At 41.7% G+C, this 19,007-nt stretch carries 19 protein-coding genes and 1 pseudogene; 14 read left to right on the top strand and 6 right to left on the bottom strand.

Annotated elements, in window-relative coordinates; genetic code table 11:
- Positions 1–136: 136 nt before the first annotated feature.
- From LC653_RS25030 to LC653_RS25060, 7 genes and pseudogenes are all read left to right on the top strand, one after another.
- Positions 137–1,147, top strand: a pseudogene (locus LC653_RS25030) (N-6 DNA methylase); the annotation flags it as partial.
- Between the two features lie 93 nt (positions 1,148–1,240).
- Positions 1,241–1,819 carry a Uma2 family endonuclease gene (locus LC653_RS25035; protein ID WP_229497467.1) on the top strand — a complete coding sequence of 193 codons (579 nt, stop codon included), beginning with the start codon at positions 1,241–1,243 and terminating at the stop codon, positions 1,817–1,819.
- A complete protein-coding gene (locus tag LC653_RS25040) occupies positions 1,820–2,887 on the top strand; it encodes a GumC domain-containing protein (protein WP_229497418.1) in 1,068 nt (355 codons plus the stop codon). It begins immediately after the preceding gene.
- A 48-nt stretch (positions 2,888–2,935) separates the two neighbouring features.
- Entirely contained in the window at positions 2,936–3,214 is a 279-nt protein-coding gene (locus tag LC653_RS25045; RefSeq protein WP_229497419.1) for a ribbon-helix-helix domain-containing protein, read from the top strand.
- A gap of 21 nt (positions 3,215–3,235) precedes the next feature.
- A complete protein-coding gene (locus LC653_RS25050; protein ID WP_229497420.1) occupies positions 3,236–3,451 on the top strand; it encodes an AbrB/MazE/SpoVT family DNA-binding domain-containing protein in 216 nt (71 codons plus the stop codon).
- Complete coding sequence (locus LC653_RS25055) at positions 3,448–3,855, top strand: type II toxin-antitoxin system VapC family toxin (protein ID WP_229497421.1); 408 nt, start codon at positions 3,448–3,450, stop codon at positions 3,853–3,855. Before LC653_RS25050 ends, LC653_RS25055 begins: the two co-directional genes overlap by 4 nt.
- A 35-nt stretch (positions 3,856–3,890) precedes the next feature.
- A complete protein-coding gene (locus LC653_RS25060) occupies positions 3,891–5,228 on the top strand; it encodes a restriction endonuclease subunit S (RefSeq protein ID WP_229497422.1) in 1,338 nt (445 codons plus the stop codon).
- Positions 5,229–5,365: 137 nt separating this feature from the next.
- On the opposite strand, the gene LC653_RS25065 is transcribed toward LC653_RS25060, so the two are convergent.
- The 3 genes from LC653_RS25065 to LC653_RS25075 all read right to left on the bottom strand — a co-directional run bounded on the left by LC653_RS25065 (position 5,366) and on the right by LC653_RS25075 (position 6,293).
- Entirely contained in the window at positions 5,366–5,728 is a 363-nt protein-coding gene (locus LC653_RS25065) for a hypothetical protein (protein ID WP_229497423.1), read from the bottom strand.
- 32 nt (positions 5,729–5,760) lie between these two features.
- Positions 5,761–5,937 carry a papain fold toxin domain-containing protein gene (locus LC653_RS25070; protein ID WP_229497424.1) on the bottom strand — a complete coding sequence of 59 codons (177 nt, stop codon included), beginning with the start codon at positions 5,935–5,937 and terminating at the stop codon, positions 5,761–5,763.
- A gap of 152 nt (positions 5,938–6,089) precedes the next feature.
- Positions 6,090–6,293, bottom strand: a complete 204-nt coding sequence (locus tag LC653_RS25075) for a papain fold toxin domain-containing protein (protein WP_229497425.1) — start codon at positions 6,291–6,293, stop codon at positions 6,090–6,092.
- Between the two features lie 592 nt (positions 6,294–6,885).
- Here LC653_RS25075 and LC653_RS25080 point away from each other — a divergent pair.
- The 3 genes from LC653_RS25080 (at position 6,886) to LC653_RS25090 (ending at position 11,461) form a co-directional block, all read left to right on the top strand.
- A complete protein-coding gene (locus LC653_RS25080) occupies positions 6,886–7,212 on the top strand; it encodes a hypothetical protein (RefSeq protein WP_229497426.1) in 327 nt (108 codons plus the stop codon).
- 335 nt (positions 7,213–7,547) lie between these two features.
- Positions 7,548–10,766 (top strand): type I restriction endonuclease subunit R, encoded by a 3,219-nt coding sequence (locus LC653_RS25085; RefSeq protein ID WP_229497427.1) that lies wholly within the window; start codon positions 7,548–7,550, stop codon positions 10,764–10,766.
- Complete coding sequence (locus LC653_RS25090; RefSeq protein WP_229497428.1) at positions 10,763–11,461, top strand: M48 family metallopeptidase; 699 nt, start codon at positions 10,763–10,765, stop codon at positions 11,459–11,461. The genes LC653_RS25085 and LC653_RS25090 overlap by 4 nt, the downstream gene beginning before the upstream one ends.
- 514 nt (positions 11,462–11,975) lie before the next feature.
- Here LC653_RS25090 and LC653_RS25095 read toward each other — a convergent pair.
- Together LC653_RS25095 and LC653_RS25100 are read right to left on the bottom strand one after the other, a co-directional pair.
- Positions 11,976–12,185 carry a hypothetical protein gene (locus LC653_RS25095; protein WP_229497429.1) on the bottom strand — a complete coding sequence of 70 codons (210 nt, stop codon included), beginning with the start codon at positions 12,183–12,185 and terminating at the stop codon, positions 11,976–11,978.
- Between the two features lie 257 nt (positions 12,186–12,442).
- A complete protein-coding gene (locus tag LC653_RS25100; protein WP_229497430.1) occupies positions 12,443–12,610 on the bottom strand; it encodes a hypothetical protein in 168 nt (55 codons plus the stop codon).
- 162 nt (positions 12,611–12,772) lie between these two features.
- Between LC653_RS25100 and LC653_RS25105 the strand changes: the two genes are divergently transcribed.
- From LC653_RS25105 to gatA, 3 genes are all read left to right on the top strand, one after another.
- Positions 12,773–14,407: a mechanosensitive ion channel family protein gene (locus tag LC653_RS25105; RefSeq protein WP_229497431.1), complete on the top strand. Its 1,635-nt coding sequence runs from the start codon at positions 12,773–12,775 to the stop codon at positions 14,405–14,407.
- 262 nt (positions 14,408–14,669) lie between these two features.
- On the top strand, positions 14,670–15,872 hold the full coding sequence (locus LC653_RS25110; RefSeq protein ID WP_229497432.1) for an acyl-CoA dehydrogenase family protein: 1,203 nt from the start codon (positions 14,670–14,672) through the stop codon (positions 15,870–15,872).
- Between the two features lie 171 nt (positions 15,873–16,043).
- Complete coding sequence (gene gatA / locus LC653_RS25115) at positions 16,044–17,504, top strand: Asp-tRNA(Asn)/Glu-tRNA(Gln) amidotransferase subunit GatA (protein WP_229497433.1); 1,461 nt, start codon at positions 16,044–16,046, stop codon at positions 17,502–17,504.
- Positions 17,505–17,619: 115 nt separating this feature from the next.
- Here gatA and LC653_RS25120 read toward each other — a convergent pair whose 3' ends face one another.
- Positions 17,620–18,093, bottom strand: coding sequence for a helix-turn-helix domain-containing protein (locus LC653_RS25120; protein ID WP_229497434.1), 474 nt, complete (start codon positions 18,091–18,093; stop codon positions 17,620–17,622).
- 276 nt (positions 18,094–18,369) lie between these two features.
- Between LC653_RS25120 and LC653_RS25125 the strand changes: the two genes are divergently transcribed.
- Positions 18,370–18,996 carry a PadR family transcriptional regulator gene (locus LC653_RS25125; RefSeq protein WP_229497435.1) on the top strand — a complete coding sequence of 209 codons (627 nt, stop codon included), beginning with the start codon at positions 18,370–18,372 and terminating at the stop codon, positions 18,994–18,996.
- The last annotated feature ends 11 nt before the right edge of the window (positions 18,997–19,007 follow it).

Here is a 19,007-nt window from a genome sequence, read left to right on the forward strand (position 1 = left end):
CATCGCAGTACTGATCTACCACGGTGATCGTGGAGGTAGCCGTTCTTGAACCCAATTAAATACCCTTGCTAAGTTAAACTGTTAGTAATTAATTATACTCTCATGAGAGTAATAAAAGAGCGTTAAAGAGTTTGCAGATTCAGCCGGGAAAAAAGGGGGCGAGTTTTATACGCCGCGTGAAGTAGTGCAACTGATGGTGCGTCTGTTAAAACCTCAACCTGGGATGTCAGTTTATGATCCCTGTTGTGGTTCTGGGGGAATGTTAATTCAGTCCAAGCAATATGTAGAAGAATGTGGTCGTGATGCCAGAAATTTAGCACTATACGGTCAGGATAACAACGGTGGCGTATGGGCAATTTGCAAAATTAATATGCTGCTGCACGGCATTAGAGATGCAGATATACATAATGACGATACTCTGTTTAATCCTTTGCATATTGCTGACGGTGAACTAATCCGCTTTGACAGAGTAATCAGTAATCCGCCTTTTTCTCAAAACTATAGCCGCCAGGGAATGCAATTTTCTGGACGCTTTACGCATGGTTATTGTCCTGAGACGGGTAAAAAAGCAGATTTGATGTTTGCCCAGCACATGTTAGCTGTTCTCAAAACTGATGGGATGATGGCGACGGTAATGCCGCATGGGGTACTGTTTCGCGGCGGAGAAGAAAAGAAAATTCGGGAGAGTTTTATTAAAAATGATCAATTAGAGGTGGTGATTGGCTTACCACCCAATTTGTTTTATGGCACAGGTATCCCCGCCTGTATTTTGGTGATGTGTCCACAAGGGGCGAAACCTGTTGAACGCCAGGGAAAAGTTTTGTTTATTAATGCTGATGCTGAATATTATGCAGGTCGCGCTCAAAATTATTTGCGTCCTGAGCATATTGAAAAGATTTCCTGGGTGTTTGAAAATTTTCTGTCTTTACCTGGATATTCAGCAGTAGTAACTAAAGAAGAATTAAGAGATAACGATTACAACTGCAATATCCGCCGCTATGCTGACAATGCGCCACCACCAGAACCGCACGATGTACGGGCGCATTTGTTGGGGGGAATTCCTAAAGTAGAGGTAGAGGCCAAATCTTCGCTATTAGCAGCGCATGGGTTTGATGCAACTAGGATTTTTGTGGGAAGAAAGACCTAACCCCCTAGCCCCCTTCCCTTATAGGGAAGGGGGAAAATTCAAAGCCTCTCTCCTAAAAGGAGAGAGGTCAATATTTAATTTTGATGGTGCTTAATTATGACTGTAACCTTACAATTACCTCCTAATCTGCAATTTACTGATGAGGAATTTGCACAAATTGTAGCTGTGAATAAAGAATTACGACTAGAGTTAACTGCTGAAGGGGAATTAATTATCATGTCACCTACTGGTGGAGAAACGGGAAACCGTAATTTTGATTTATTAGGTCAGATATGGTTTTGGAGCAATCAAAATAATTTGGGAAAAGCTTTTGATTCTTCTACTGGGTTTAAACTGCCAAATGGGGCAACTCGTTCACCTGATGCTTCTTGGGTAAGGATAGAAAGATGGGATGCTCTTACCCCAGAACAAAGAAAGAAATTTATCCCTTTGTGTCCTGATTTTGCAGTGGAATTAGTTTCTGAAACTGATGATGTGGAAGATACTAAAACCAAAATGGCGGAATACTTAGCAAATGGCTTACAACTGGGTTGGTTAATTAATCCTAAAGATAAAGAAGTAATCATTTATCGCCCAAATCTTGCACCAGAAGTTTTACAATCTCCCACAAGTTTATCGGGTGAAGATGTTCTCCCTGGTTTTGTTTTAAATTTACAGCAGATTTTTACATAGATGAATGATTACCTTGATTTTATTTCTACAATCACAGAACGTTCTCAAATTAAAACTTTTATAGAATCTGATGCTGGTGTTCAGCAGCAAGAAGGCAAACTTTATAATGTGTTTGCTGCTTGGTGGCAAGTACACTCGACTAGTTTGGGTGACTTGCCTAAAACTAAAAAGGTGATGGAACTCCGCGCTGAGTTTTTTAGTTCTTTTGTGGATAGCTTGGAACCTGTGGGATTACTTGACCGCTTTAAAGTGGCGGGTGTGGTTGCTAGTTGGTGGAATGAACAGAGGTATGAACTGAGAACTTTATCAGAGTCAGGTTTTGGTGGTTTAGTTGATAGTTGGGTAGATACGATTAAAGATGCTTTAGAGCAAGATGATGAGGAGAAGAAAAAGCAGACAAAATTTGACCCTCTAAATCATAAGTTAGTCGGGCGGTTGATGCCGGATTATTTACAAGATATTGCTGAGGCTGAGGCGAAGATTGCAGAATTAGAACAGCAAAAGTCAGCTTTTGAGCAGGGAGAGGAAGCTGAGGTGGATGTTGAAGAAGGTGAAGAATCAGAAGCGGTTAATATTGTCAAGGATTTAGAGGCAGACCTTAAGTATATAAAAAATTTGATTAAAGAGCCGAAGAAGGAACTCAAGATTTTAAAGAAGGCATCTTTATTTAATAAGGATAAAATTGCTGAACTTGAGGTTTTTATTGAAGAGAATGAAGCGGAAATTGCCGAAATAGAAGCCCAACTAGAACCTTATAAGGAAATTGTTCAGCAGTTGAAGGAAGCAAAGGCAAAATTAAAGACGTTAAAGGATGAATTGGTGAACCGTTTGTCAGCTGCGCGGGCTGCGTTGACTGATGAAGATTGTCAGGAGTTAGTCTTAGCGATTTTCAAAGATGGGTTAATTGCTGAATTAGAGCGATATGTTACGGCACATCGTCAGCAGGTGATTGCGACGGTAGAGAATTGGTGGGATAAGTATCGGGTGACGTTGCAGGATATTGAGACGGAACGGGATGCGGCAGCGAAGAAGTTGAATGAGTTTTTGCAGGGGTTGGGGTATGTTTAAGTCGTGTCACTATAAAGGTAGGCTGGAAAATTGGGCAAATTATTTTGTATGGAAAACCTAGTTATTCTTGACGATGTAGCAATACCATCCGAACTATTAGCAGCGACTGATAAAGCTATTCAACAAGGAAAAGCTAAAAGTCGTAATGATTTTATTGCTAAGGCTTTGCGTCGGGAACTAGAAGCAATAAAGCGGGCAGAAATTGATGCACAATTAGCAGAAATGGTTAATGATGCGGATTACCAAAAGGATGTGTTGCAAATGGAAGCCGAATTTGCAACTGCTGAATGGGAAGCTTTTCAGTTATGGGATATGCTTGATATATAGTATTGATAGGATTAATAGCTGATGAAAGTTAAAGTTACCGAACAAGGTGTAGTGATTCCTAAAGAGTTTCTAGAGGGAGTTAAAGAGGTAGAAATTCGCAAGGAAAATAATTTAATTGTAGTAATAACAACTATTAAAAGCGATCCAATTTTGGAGATGGGAATGAACCCTGTATCTTGTGGTGTTCCTAATGCTTCAGAACAGGCTGATACTTATATTTACGGTTCTGGTCAATGACTACTGTTTTTTTAGATACGAGTTATATCATTGCCTTAGAAACATCTGATGATATTAATCACGATGTAACATTAAAACATTGGCAAGTTTTTATTCAGGAATTACCTCGACTGGTAACTACATCTTATATTTTTGATGAGATAGTCACTTTTTTTAATAGTCGAAATCGTCATGCTAAAGCTGTTGAAGTTGGTAATCGCTTGCTAAGTAGTCCATCAGTTCAGTTTATTCATGTTGATGAAGTGCTGTTTTTTGAGGGGTGGCGATTATTCCAGCAGTATGATGATAAGTCTTATTCACTAACTGATTGTGTTTCGTTTGTGGTAATGAAACAGTTGGGAATCCGTACAGCTTTAAGTTTTGACAAGCATTTTATTCAGGCTGGTTTTGAAAAGCTACCCTGAAAGCTGGTTAAATGAGCTTTTGCAGGGGTTGGGGTATGCGTGAGGTTTTGGTTAAGAATCAGGAGTTTAAGGATTCGCCTGTTGGGAAGATTCCGACGGATTGGGAAGTATGTGCCATAGAGAATAAACTTCAACAAATTATTGATTACCGAGGTAAAACTCCAGAGAAAACTAATTCCGGCGTTCCTTTAGTTACTGCAAAAAATGTTCGTGATGGGTATTTAGATCCAGAACCGCGTGAATATATTGATAAAAAAAATTATGACATCTGGATGAGACGCGGATTTGCAAAAGCTGAAGATGTTCTGTTTACAACTGAAGCTCCTTTAGGAAATGTTGCAAGAGTTCCCAGTTATAAAATTGCTTTAGCTCAACGTCTCCTTACACTTCGTGCTAGCCCTGAAGCACTTGATGCTGATTATTTATTTTGGTTACTGAATTGGTCTGAGTCTCGCCGACGATTAGAACAAAAATCAACAGGTTCAACAGTATTAGGAATTAAACAATCAGTATTTCGCAAAATTTTGTTTCGATTTCCTAATTTACCTGAACAGCGACGTATTGCTGAGATTTTGGATACTATGGATGAAGCGATCGCACGCACATCTTCCCTTATTATAAAACTTAAACAAACCAAAGCCGGACTACTGCAAGACTTGCTCACACGCGGGTTAGATAACGATAGCAAATTGAGAGATTCACAAGCGCATCCTGAACAGTTCAAAGATTCGGCGCTGGGGATGATTCCGAAGGAGTGGGAGGTTAAATATTTAGGTCAAGTTCTCACCAGTATTGATGCAGGAAAAAGCCCTAATTGTCCTGATATACCAGCTTCAGGCAAAGAATGGGGTGTTTTAAAAATCAGTGCAGTAAATCCTAATGGATTCAAGGCTGAAGAAAATAAAGTAATAATTAATCGACTTTTTATTAACCAAAATTATGAAGTAAAAGACGGTGATTTGCTTATAACAAGGTCAAACACCTATGAATTGGTAGGGTTAACTTGTTTGGTAAGAAATTCTCCATCTAGACTTTTACTTTGTGACAAAACCTTACGTTTAAATATTGATTTAAATAGGGCAGAAGTAGAATTTATATTTTATGTTTTACAAATGCCTTATATTCGTTCACAAATTGAAAGTAATGCTACTGGTAGTAGTGCAGGCATGAAGAACATCAGCCAAGATATTATTAAAAAATTTTTGGTACTTTTACCTGAAGATTTAGATGAACAAAACAGTATTACCTGTTTATTAAATTCATACGACAATCGCATTCGCACAGAAGAAGCTTACCTTAACAAGCTCAAACTCCAAAAATACGGACTGATGCAAGACTTATTAACTGGCAAAGTGCGGGTGAAAAATATCTAGATAGCGCCGTGTGGGACTTTCTTTCAAACCTAACCCCCAGCCCCTTCCCTGCGAGTGTTGGGGAGCAAGAATCAAAGCCTCTCTCCGTTTCGGGGAGAGGTTTGGAGAGGGGTTCCAAGAATAAATCGCGTTAGACATCAACTTTTATTAGTAACCTCATAACTAGCAGTTACCTTCCGTTGAGGTTCTAAACTTTTATCTCGATTTTGAAACTCATCTAACAACCGATAGAAACTATTTAAACCCTCTTGTTCACTCCCACAGTGAAGCATAATTATCTTTGCCCAAGAGTTAGAAGTTGAGACATGATATTTTTTCTGCACCCAAGGTTGGAAATTTTCATGGAAATCATTCTCCCATGCGGTGGGTTCAATATCTAACTCTCCCCTAGCAAATTCATATCCAACAATAAAATGAAATAAATCACTCACCGAAGCCTTACCAATATACATCCCCGGCTTCGTTTTAATTTTTTGCAAAACTTCATACAGTCCGCCCATATCAAACCCCCATTTCAACCTATAAAACTATTTTATAACTGCGGCAATTCTTGAATGATAAATTGTTCACTTGGACAGCTAAAATCATCCATCCAATCTTCTCTCGTCAATCCATCTGTTGAGAGATTATCAAATACTCGCCCACGAACTTCTACACCGTAGTGTTTACCATTAAGTGTAATTGACTCATTTATCCCGCGACGTTCCAAGCGCTTACTCAGGGAGCATCCCAATTTTGCAAGAATATGTTTGTCATTGCGAATGAAGCGGTAGCGTAGTGAAGCAATCGCAAGAGATGGGATTGCTTCACTCCACTACGTTGCGTTCGCAATGACAATTCATAACATGGGTTTGATATAACTTACACATTTGGGATGCTCTCCTTACTCAAAATATAATACTCCTTACGCTTTGTTGTCCTAATAAAAATAATTTTTCCCTCAATACCATTTTCTTGTAACCATTGCATCACAGCAGTAGCACATTCGTCACATTTATACAGGTTAAATTTTGCGACTATTTTACCGACTTCCTGATAAATCTCCTCATCAGATAACTGACTCACCCACTCACCCCGGCATCAATTAACAATTCAAAATTCAAAACTTGTACTGAGCGGCGTCGAAGTATTCAAAATTCAAACATTTTAGACATTTCAGACGGGGATTTAAACCCCGACTGAAATGGATGCTACATGTAATGGTTGGGGTCTTAAACCCTTTAATTTACGATAAATATATTCAGTAATAGTATTATGAGCCATAAGCAAGCCTGACTTTTCACGTTATGTGGAAAAGCTAACGATTCACCTAACCCCCTAACCCAGGGCTATTTCATTCTCCGAAAAGCCCGCCTCAGAATGAATTCACCAGTCTAATAGCGAAAGTCATCTAAAGATGACTGAGAAAAGGTTCTAGTCCGTTTTAACGGACTTTAGCTAAAAGCCAAAGAACTTTAGTTCTGGGCGGTTTATGTATAGAATGAAATAGCCCTAACCCCCAACCCGTGGCGGGAAGGGGGAAAATTCAAAGTCTCTCTCCTAAGAGGCTACGGTGTACACACAAGTCTGAAATAGCTGATTAACCAAGGTTTTACCCCACCCCCAACCCCTCTCGAAAAGCAAAGCTGTTTCATTCCCTCAAAGGCTCAAAAAAGACTTGTGTTCTGAACGAATGGACTTGTGTTCTGAACGAATGGACTTGTGTTCTGAACGAATGGACTTGTGTTCTGAACGAATGGACTTGTGTTCTGAACGAATGGACTTGTGTTCTGAACGAACGGACTTGTGTTCTGAACGAATGGACTTGTGTTCTGAACGAATGGACTTGTGTTCTGAACGAATGGACTTGTGTTCTGAACGAATGGACTTGTGTTCTGAACGAATGGACTTGTGTGTACACCGTAGCCTAAGAGGAGAGAGATTTAGAGAGAGGTTTTCCAGATACCGTGAAAAGTCAGATAAGCAAGCCGATGCAATGGCATAACACGCCGATACAATAGACCTCTTGCAAAAGTCCCTAATACACCCCACCCCTAACCCCTCCCCGCAAGCGGGGAGGGGAGCGTTTGCGTGAGCAAATGCGGGGTGGGGTTCTTTATTTTTGATTTATGCAAGAGGTCTAATGGCATAACAAGTCGATGCAATGGCATAACAAGCCGATGCAATGGCATAACACGCCGATGCGTTAACCATAAAACTGATTTACCAGGCAAAAGTAAGTTTTATTACAGCGATCGCCTCAAATTTATAACTGTGCGGTTACTCTTGATTTGGATATATCGCCCTCTATTGCTGTAATTTACCCCAAATACTGCCTCTATGCCGCAACCAACACCTGAGTATATTCATGTAGAACTGCCCATCATTCAACAACTTACGAGTATGGGATGGCAATATATACAAGGTAGTTGGGACAATCCCGCAATTACGGAACGGGAAAACTTTAAGCAAGTTTTACTGACTGAACGCCTCAAAGCCGCTATCAAACGCATCAACCTAGATGACAACGGCAATCCCTGGCTTGATGATATACAAGTGCAAGCCGCAGTCAGTCAGTTAGAACGCCTGGGCGCAAATAGATTAATGGAAGCTAACCAAGCCGCTACAGAATTGTTACTCAAAGGCACTACTGTTTTAGGACAAGACGGCAAACAGCACACCGTTCATTTTATTGAATTTAATCCTGAACATGGCGATCGCAACAATTTTATCGCCATCAATCAATACCGAGTAAACCCGCCTTGGGCAACTGGTAATCGGGGGTTTATCGTCCCAGACATGGTACTACTTATTAACGGCATTCCTCTAGTAGTGATTGAATGTAAAAGTCCTAATCTAGATAACCCGATAACTGAAGCAATTCAAGACTTATTGAAATATTCCAACCAACGGGGTAGCAGTCAACCAGAAGGCGCAGAAAAATTATTCCACTACAATCTGCTAATGATAGCAGCGTCTAGAGGACGGGCAACAGCCGGAACCATCGGCGCAAATTATGAACATTATGTCGATTGGAAAACTGACCTAACCCCCCTAACCCCCCTTCCCTACAAGGGAATGGGGGAAAATGACTCCCCTCCCCTGCGAGGGGAGGGGTTGGGGGAGAGGTCAAATTTTCGCCAAACCCTCATCACCGGGATGTTGAAACCAGCTAATCTAATCGACATCCTGCATAATTTCACTCTATTTAAAACCAGTGGCGGACGCACCATCAAAATTGTCCCCCGTTACCAGCAATATCGGGCAGTTTATAAAGCACTGCAACGACTTCAGCACAATCAAACCCGCGCCCAACATGGCACAGATGACCAACGCGGTGGCATTATCTGGCATACCCAAGGTTCAGGTAAAAGCCTGACAATGGTTTACCTAATTCGGAAAATTCGCACCATCCCAGAATTACGCCGCTTTAAAATTGTTGTTGTCACCGACCGCCGCGACTTAGAAAAACAACTTGCAGATACCGCCATCCTCACCGGGGAACCATTACAAAAGGCTAAAAACGTCAAAAAGCTAGAACAATACTTGCAACAACCAGGTGCTGGCTTAGTCTTCGGAATGATTCAGAAATTTAAAGGTGGCGAAGATTCTGATGAAGAAGCAGAAATTGAACCAATTCCGAAAAACCTCAATCCTTCGGAAAATATCTTAGTGCTAATTGACGAAGCACACCGTTCTCACGCCAAAACCCTCCACACCAACTTATTAGAAGCCTTACCTAACTGTGTCCGTATCGGCTTTACTGGTACACCCATTGTCAAAGCTGCCAAAAAAACCACGCTGCAAATTTTTGGTTCATTTATCGACGAATACAATATCCGCCAATCCCAAGCAGATAAAGTCACTTTGCCCATTGTCTACGAAGGATTAGAAGCTAGAGGTACTGTAACCCAAGGTGATGACCTCGACCAACTTTTTGAAATTATCTTTGCTGATAAAACCCCAGAAGAACGGGCGCAAATTAAAGCTAAATACGCGACTAAAACCCAAGTTGGCGAAGCACGGGAATTAATTAAAGCCAAAGCTAAAAGTATGCTGCGTCATTATATTGAGCGCATTTTAGTAGGAGGCTTTAAGGCGCAAGTAGTCGCCTCTACCCGTCTCGCCGCCGTCCGTTACCAAGAGGCATTTGTGGAAGCACAACGGGAAATAGTACAGCAGCTAAAACACCGCGCCCTCATTTTGCAAAGTCTCAATACGGAGGCTTTAGAATCGCTTGATGCGGAAACTCGTTTTTTTGCTCAAGCACTCCCACATCTTGAAACGATACGCAAACTAGAATTTGCTACTATTATCTCTGGTGATAAGGGAGATGACACTAGCTGGAAAAAGTGGACAGATAAAAGTCAACAAGAAATTAATATTGAGAAATTTAAAAAGCCTTTAGACCAAGATAGTTTAGCGATTTTAATTGTAAAAAATATGCTGCTTACAGGTTTTGATGCACCGTTAGAACAAGTTTTATATTTAGACAGGTCGCTAAAAGAATACGAATTGCTGCAAGCGATCGCTCGTGTTAACCGAGTGTATGATGATAAAAAAACAGAAGGGTTAGTGGTCGATTATTACGGCGTTGATATCGCTGCTGCACTCTCAGTTTACGAGAATCTTGATACAGAATCTGCCTGGTTTGATATTCGTGCAGAATTGCCAAAGTTGCGCGACAGACACCAGCGAGTTATTGCTTTATTCACTCAAAACAACTGCACAATTGATGATGTAGATGCTTGTGTAGACTTGCTCAAAGATGAACGCCTCAGAGTTGAATTTAACGACTGTTTAAAAGACTTTATCAACACTCTCGATACAATATTGCCGCGTTCAGAAGCACGTCAGCCCGATAATTTTGTTCGAGATGCCAAAAAACTAGGCTTTATTAAAAAAGCTGTTGCTGACCTCTACAGAGATGAAAAACTTAATATAGTTAGCGCCAAAGAGAAAGTTAGAGCATTAATAGACCAATATATTGAATCGCAAGGTATTGACCCAAAAGTGCCACCGATTGATATCATGTCACTGGATTTTAAAACCCATGTCCAGCGCCATCGCTCGATTAAAGCACAAGCCGCAGAAATGGAATTCGCTGCCCGTCACCATATCAGCGTAAATTATGAAGAAGACCCCGTTTATTATAAAAATTTAAGTGAAAAACTCACAGAAATTCTGGAATCTTTAGCTGATAACTGGGAAGCAAAAGTTGAGGCTTTGCGGAAATATATAGAACAAATCCAAACTGGCCGTACTACAGATGAAACTGGATTAGATCCCAAAACTCAAATGCCATTTCTCAACATTTTAGATGAATATTCCCAAAAACAACTCCCCGAACTTGCTCAAGCAACTGTGGAAATTGTCGAACATATCCGCCAAGAAATACGACGGGTAAATTGGGGTAGCCAAATAGTCCAAGAGGATTTAAGAAGGTGGATAGCCGGCTACTTGGATGATCATGATTTAGTGAGTTACAAGCAACTCGAAGAAGTTGCGGATAAATTAGTCCAAGTAGCTAGGAGAAATCGTGATAATTTAATGGCATGACAAGCATAACCTTTGGCGACCTGAGTTTTGAAATTCGCCACAGTTCCAAACGCCGCACCGTAGGTATTACCGTCGAACGTGATGGGAAATTAGTCTTAGTTTCTCCCCCAAAAGTACCAATAGAAACATTAGAAAGAATTGTCAGCGAGAAACGTTACTGGATTTACAGTAAACTTTTAAAAAAAGAGTCATTAAATCCACCAGCTAGCGTTAAAGAATACGTATCAGGTGAAGGTTTTTATTATCTAGGACGCAGCTATCGCCTCAAAGTAGTGGATGGAGTTCAACAACAGCCATCTCTGAGACTATATCAAAGCCGCTTTGAGTTACAGCACCCAGCACAAGCTCAAGGTCGAGAACACTTTATTAAGTGGTATCGGGAACACCTTCAGCTAATTGTAGAACAACAAATTGCCACACTGATTAAACGAGTTACTACTTCGCCTCGTTCAGTACAAGTACGTGAGTTAGGGAATCGTTGGGGTTCTTGCGGACACAAAGGGGATTTATATTTTCACTGGCGGGTAGCTATGCTACCACGAGCAATGATTGAGTATTTGGCAGTTCATGAACTAGTGCATCTAATTGAACCGCATCACAGCACTGCATTTTGGCATAGGGTGGAGAATATTATACCAGATTATCTTGAGCGCAAACAGTGGTTAGCTGAGAATGGCGCAATTTATAACCTTTAGAAATATAGCGGTTGTCGTTTACGTGAGGTACACCCGTAGGGGCACGGCACTGCCCATTGGTGTCAACTTAAGCTCAAACCTATGTCCCACAACCGTTCTACCCCACCCCTCAATCCCCTCCCCAAAGCATCGGGGAGGGGAGGTTTTGCGTCAGCAAAGCCGGGGTGGGGTAATGCGGATCGTGATGGTAAGTGAATGAACTCAATATCACGTCTTGACAAGGGTTTCACGTTAAGTTGACACCTATGGGCACTGCCGTGCCCCTACACCTCGTGATGTAATATTGTACCCCATCTGAATGGGAACCGCTATATGTGAAATGATCGGAGCGATCGCATTTAGACAAAGTTAAAAGAATGTGTCAAACTTCTACATATTTTTGATAATTTACCATCTCTTAAAGTGACATACTCCACACACTCCTATCGACGGTGAGTGTGGGCTTCTCAGGGCTAATTTCTCCTTGGGATATATAACTAAACTAACAATTTTTACCAAATATCCTTATTCACTTCTATAAATGAGAATTGAGTCGCTCTAGACGTTGACGCTGTTTCGACCACTGCTGACAAACTTCTGTAGCCAAATGCTTTTCTTCTGCTGTTAATAGCTCATCAGGTTTGCCAGAAGCCAATATTTTAGCTGCTTTTGCAGCCAAGTTGTAATTTACACCGTGTTTGACTAATTGTGTGTGAAAAAATTCTTCCAAGTCTTGGACTGACATAAAAAACTCTCCTTTAATCAAGTGGTTATATTCAGTTAGTACAGCGCGACGTAAATCAAGCTACCATTTTAAAACTTGCAAAAGCCTTGAGATACAAAACTTTTGAATGCGTGAATGCGTGATTTTTGACTTCCGCCTTGCGGTACAAGGGTATTAAAATTTAATGAATAAAATTATGTAACAGCAATTACTGGAAATTATTACAAATATTTCAACTGACTGGCTTCCCTCGGAAGACGCAGGAGTAATTATACCTTTTATATTTTCTCTGAAATCCCAGGAGAGGGAAAGTCACAAATCCTGCTACCGGGGAAGGGCGTAGGCGCAGACATCCCCAAGGAAGCGGAATCTGGATTACTTGACTGTGGAGCGATCGCAACAATTACAAATGCATCAAGAGCGATGCCTGCGCTTGTCTGTAGCACTGCAAAAATGCATAAATGCTTCCTTGGCTTGTCGCTAGTTAACAGTTCTGTAACTCTAAATTAAATTCTTTCTATTACTTTTATTTTATGGTAAAAAATTGATTGTGACAAAATCTAGTTAATATTAATTAGCTCGACTAAAATTATCTTGTTATAATTCTAATGCGTTATTCTCACCGTTTGCAACTGCCATCCAAATATTTCAATATTTTCATTGCAGTACTAACTTTTGTTTTATTTATCTGGTTAACTCCTGTCGTTGCTCAAGCATTAACTAAAGCTCCGGTTATTTTAGATGGGCAACAGCTTTTTCAGATCAGCGATTCTGGTCAGTATAGCGCTCAAGAACGGACAAATCTAATCAACTCACAATTAAAAAATGCGATTCAAACTTCTGAATCTATTCAAGTTAAAATTGAAAAACGCAACCAGCTACCTACTATTTTGCTAAATGACCGCTATCTGTTAACAGTTACAGAACAAGATAGTGTTCCAGGTAGCACAGTTGATGAGCAGGCAACCATTTGGGGGCAGCAAATTGAAGAAGCGTTACAGCAAGCTCGCTTAGAGCGAACTAAAACCTATCTCCAACAAACAACTTTTCTAGCAGTAGCAATTTTACTCATAACTGCCGGATTCAGTTGGCTATTAGGATGGATTAAGCATCATTTTTTCCGAATAGCTTCACTTCGCTTAACTACTACTAACAATGAGACATCTAATTCGGAACCACTTAAAGTATTAGAATTATTTTTCAAATTACTATTAGCAAGTATGCGTATCGCACTTTGGATAAGTGCGATTCTCTATATCACTAATCTCTTTCCTTTCACTCGTCAATGGAGCTACCAAATTTCAAATATCCTGAGCGCCAGTTTCACCTCACCTATCCTGACATTAGGCAAGAATCCTTACTCTCTTACTGAATTAATAATTTTGATTGGTTTGTTGTTCGGCTTAGTTATCTTTGCTGGAACTTTAACCAATTTTTTACGTTCTCGCATTCTATCTTTTACTGGAATCAATCGTGGCGCTCAAGAAGCGATTGTAATACTTTTCAAATATGGTCTGATTTTTATTGGTACACTGGTACTGCTACAAATCTGGGGGCTTGACATTAGCTCTTTGACAATCTTAGCAAGTGCTTTAAGCGTTGGAATTGGCTTTGGTTTACAGGATATTGCTAAGAATTTTGGCAGTGGTTTAGTACTAGTATTTGAGCGTCCGATTCAGGTTGGAGATTTTGTCGAAGTTGGGGAATATACAGGTACTGTCGAGCGAATAGGTGGCAGAAGTACCGAGATTCGGACTCTTGACCACGTTTCAATCATTGTACCCAACTCTCGCTTCTTGGAAAAAGAAGTAATCAACTGGAGCCACCGCAACCCGATTTCTCGCCTTCATCTCCCCGTTGGCGTTGCTTATAGTTCAGATCCCAAAGTCGTGCAAGCTGCTCTGTTAGAGGCAGCCTCTAAGCATCCTAATGTATTGGAGGCTCCTTCTCCTCTAGTATTATTTAAAGAGTTTGGCGACAACAGCTTAAATTTTGAGTTATTAGTATGGACTGCGGAACCTAATAAACAATTCTTGCTCAAAAGTGATTTATACTACAATATCTACGAATCACTACAGCAAAGACAAATTGAAATCCCCTTCCCTCAGTTAGATTTACATCTGCGTTCTGGCACGTTGGAATTTACGCCAGAAATGCAGTTAGCCTTAATACAAATGTTTGAACGATTGTCAAACAATCAACAACGCATAGATCCAATCAAGCCAAGTCAAAATCAAACGTAAATTCCGATGGTTGGCTTGCTATTAGAAAGCTGTTTGTGTCATACTTACTAATTACTAAAATCCGAGCGACTTTAAGTAGTATTTGAAAAAATCACCAAAAGACCTGAGTTTGAGGTCAGATGCTGAGAAAGAAAAGAAAGTAGGGTTTAGGCTACAAGTAGTTGCGATCGCTTAACTCCGATGAAAGCATCTCAAGTTTGCAGGAACATCAATTTTTCGCAGGATGGGATTCAGTAGTAAAGTGAGTTTTAAAGGAGTATTTATGTCACAGTTAGAGCAAGCAGTGCCAGACACCTTTGTAGCCAAAGGCTTAGAAACTCTCCCCAATAATATATTCGACCAGGTTGAGGCTCTGGCCAAAGACTTTGCCACCCGTGCAGGGGCACATGACAAAGATGGTTCTTTTCCCTTCGAGAATTTTACAGCTTTGCATGAGGCAGGATTACTCAGCCTCACCATTCCCCGTGAATTAGGTGGACAGGGTTTAGGGCTGCCAACTATCTGCCGAGTGATTGAAGGGATAGCGCGTGGCGATGCTTCGACGGCGCTAGTACTGACAATGCACTATCTCCAACATGCCCATGCAGCCCGTAGCCGTCGCTGGCATCCAGAAGTATATAAACGGCTGTGTCGTGAATCAATTGAAGGTATTGCCCTGCTCAATGCTGCCCGTGTCGAACCTGAGTTAGGAACGCCAGCTAGAGGCGGATTGCCTGCCACAATTGCCGAGTGGACAACAGAGGGTTGGCGTTTAACAGGCCACAAGCAATACACCACGGGTAGTCCCATCCTCAGCTACTTTATTGTTTGGGCACGGACAACTGAGAATGAACCACAAGTTGGCAGTTTTCTGGTTCCGCGCGATCTGCCTGGTTTGCAAATTGTCGAAACCTGGGATCACCTGGGGATGAGAGCTACAGGCAGCCACGATCTCATTTTGGAGAATGTATTAATCCCAAGAGAGTATGCTTTGAATATTAGCCCCATATCTGCCGCGCCATCCTTTGATCCTCTGATTTCCACTTGGGGCAGTTTGACAGTGAGTGCTTTATATCTAGGTGTTGCTACTAGTGCGCGAGACTGGCTTGTAAAATATCTTTGGGAGCGATCGCCTTCTAATCTCAAAGAGCCACTGGCAACTCTGCCACGCTTTCAAACTGCTGTGGGTGAGATAGAAGCACTGCTGTTTGCTAACAATAGATTGATTTATAGCTTGGCTCAAGATATTGATCAGGGCGAGTATGAGCCTAACGTAGGATTACACGCACAAGCTGTTAAATACCTCACCACAACTAACTCGATTCGTGCTGTAGAGATTGCCTTAGAACTGACTGGTAATCCTGGTCTGTTAAAAAAGAATCCTTTAGAGCGACACTACCGTGACGTTCTGTGCAGCCGTATCCATACACCGCAAAATGATGTTATTTGCCAGTCTTTAGGGAAGTCTGTATTGAAAGTAAAGTGAGTGGGAGTGGAGGGCAGGGGGCAGGGAGCAGGGAGCAAGGAAGAAGAACTATTTATTGATTATTGACAAATGACAAATGACAAATGACTAATGACTAATGCCCAATGCCCCATACCCAATATCGGCCAATATGTACTAAAATCAATGACTTGAGTCATAAAGAGAGCAATCATGGCATCCATCCGCGAGTTGCACCAACAGCTGGTTAAGAAAGAACGTTCTGCCGTTGAAATTACCCAAGAAGCTTTAGAGCGCATTCAAGCGTTAGAGCCGAAATTGCACAGCTTTTTATATGTGACCGCAGAACGGGCATTAGAGCAGGCGGGTGCTGTGGATGCCAAAATTGCTGCGGGAGAAGAAATTGGGCTGCTAGCAGGCATTCCTGTTGGGATTAAGGACAATTTATGTACTAAGGGAATTCCTACCACCTGCGCCTCCCGGATTTTGGAAAATTTCGTGCCGCCTTATGAATCAACAGCGACGCAAAAACTGGCAGATGCTGGCGCGGTAATGGTAGGCAAAACCAACTTGGATGAGTTTGCGATGGGTAGTTCCACAGAAAACTCTGCCTACCAAGTCACGGCTAATCCTTGGGATTTGTCACGAGTTCCTGGTGGTTCTTCGGGGGGTTCTGCTGCTGCGGTGGCGGCTCAAGAATGTGTGGTTGCTCTTGGTTCTGATACTGGCGGTTCGATTCGGCAACCTGCATCTTTTTGCGGTGTGGTAGGAATGAAACCGACTTATGGTTTGGTTTCCCGTTATGGTTTGGTGGCTTACGCTTCGTCTTTGGATCAAATTGGGCCGTTTGGAAACACAGTGGAAGATGCGGCAATATTATTAAGTGCGATCGCAGGTCATGATCCCAAAGACTCTACCAGTCTCAAAGTTGCCATTCCCAACTATGCTGCTAGCTTAAAACCAGACTTCAAACCCAGAGGTCAGCTAAGAATTGGGATCATCAAAGAAACTTTTGGTGAAGGTTTAGACTCTGTAGTGGAACAAGCTGTTACCAAAGCAGTAGATCAACTACAAAGTTTGGGAGCGGAAATTCATATAATTTCCTGTCCCACTTTTCGCTATGGCTTACCCACCTACTACATCATCGCCCCATCAGAAGCATCAGCAAACCTAGCTCGTTACGATGGCGTTAAATATGGTTACCGCGCCCCTGATGCCGATAATCTGCTATCGATGTACACTCGTACCCGTGCCACTGGTTTTGGTACAGAAGTCAAACGCCGGATTATGATCGGCACTTACGCACTTTCGGCTGGCTATTACGATGCTTACTACCTGAAAGCGCAAAAAGTCCGCACCCTAATTAAGCAAGACTTTGAAAAGGCTTTTGGCGCGGTTGATGTGTTAGTTTGTCCCACATCTCCCACTACAGCATTCAAAGCAGGGGAAAAAACTACTGACCCCTTGAGCATGTATTTAACTGACTTGATGACTATTCCTGTGAATCTTGCTGGTTTACCTAGTTTAAGTTTGCCATGTGGTTTTGATGATCAGGGGCTACCGATAGGATTACAGCTAATTGGCAATGTTCTGCGAGAAGACCTACTGTTTCAAGTAGCTTACGCTTATGAGCAATCCACTAGTTGGCATCTGCGTAAACCGCAAATATCTTGAAAATGGGCATTGGGCATTGGGAATTGGGCATGGGGCATTAGTTATTCTTTCTCCCCCTGCTTCCCCTGCTCCCCCTGCTCCCCCTGCTCCCTCATCTCCCTCATCTCCCCACTCCCTACTCCCCACTCCCCACTCCCCGATTACTAACCATTGACTGTTGACTATTGACTTCTGGAGTCGGGGATTCAAATGTAATTTGTGGTGGATTAAGTGTATATAAAAGACCAGCAGATGCAGCGACTAATAAGAGAATGTAGGTAACAACAAGAGGTATATACGTATTTGATTTGTTGTCTGAATTCTTACGATCATTCTTGGAGTCTTGGCAGACTACATTACTTATAAGAGTATGTGATAAAGCATTTCCATCCATTCCTAAAGCATCTCCATAGCGACGGATGAATCCTTGAACAAAAATAGGTTCAGGCAATTCTTCAAATCGTTCTTCTTCTAAAGCTTGCAAAACACCTGCTCTGATGAGTGTTCTTGCAGCTATTTCTTCTATGCATATAGATTTTTGTTGTCTTACTTGTCGCAAGTGTGTAGTTATTTCCTTTAGCTGCTCTACTTGAGCTTGGTTTAAGAGCATTACTGTCTTCTCCTGTATGGGCTAATCCTACTATTCATATAATCAGAAGACTTAAATATGCATACGCATTTCTACTGAATAATTGATTTTTATTTAATTCACGTTCCTGAGCCTTCATCAGTTTCGGCTAGCTTTGCGTTGGCGCAGCCCGCCGCAGGCATGGCTTGTGGTGTTGGCATTGCTTACTTCAAAAATCTTCATCAAAATTCTATTCCGATATATCGCGATAGATTGCGATATATCGTAGAGTAGAGAAAGTTGATTTGAGATTCATTTATGTTTAGACACTTTCGGTCACGTTTTGGCGCACCTGCATGGGCAGGAGTTAACGAAGACGATTCATTGTTTGTCAAGTCTTGGTTTGGGCATGGCAAGCATCATGGTAGAGATCATGGCAAACACTTCGGCAATGAAATGTTTGGTCGTGGTTGGGGAGATGAATATCGGACTCGTCGGGGTGATATCAAGTTCATCCTGCTGGAATTGTTATCCGAGCATCCTAGTCATGGTTACGACCTAATTAAAGATGCGGAAACTCGCTATGGTGGTTTCCGTCGCCTCAGTCCTGGCTCAGTGTATCCAACACTCCAATTGCTGGAGGAAGGTGGTTATCTCAAGAGCGCACAGGAAGGTGGCAAGCGGATTTACACGATCACCGATGAAGGTAGACAATTATTGGCAGAACGTGCCCAACAAGAAACTTCAGACTCTCCTTGGGATACCTTCAAAAGTTTCGTGAAAGGTAAGCCCCAAGAGTTTATTGAGTTGCGGAATGTTGCAACAGAATTAGCTGCTGTTGTGGTGCAGGTTGCTCGCAGTGGCAATATGGAGCGTATAAATCGGGTGCGTGAGCTTCTAGAGCAAGTTAAACGGGAAATTTACGCGATTCTTGCGGAAAAATAAGTAGAGACAGG

This window comes from Nostoc mirabile CHAB5784, assembly GCF_020829645.1.
Taxonomy (GTDB): domain Bacteria; phylum Cyanobacteriota; class Cyanobacteriia; order Cyanobacteriales; family Nostocaceae; genus Nostoc; species Nostoc mirabile.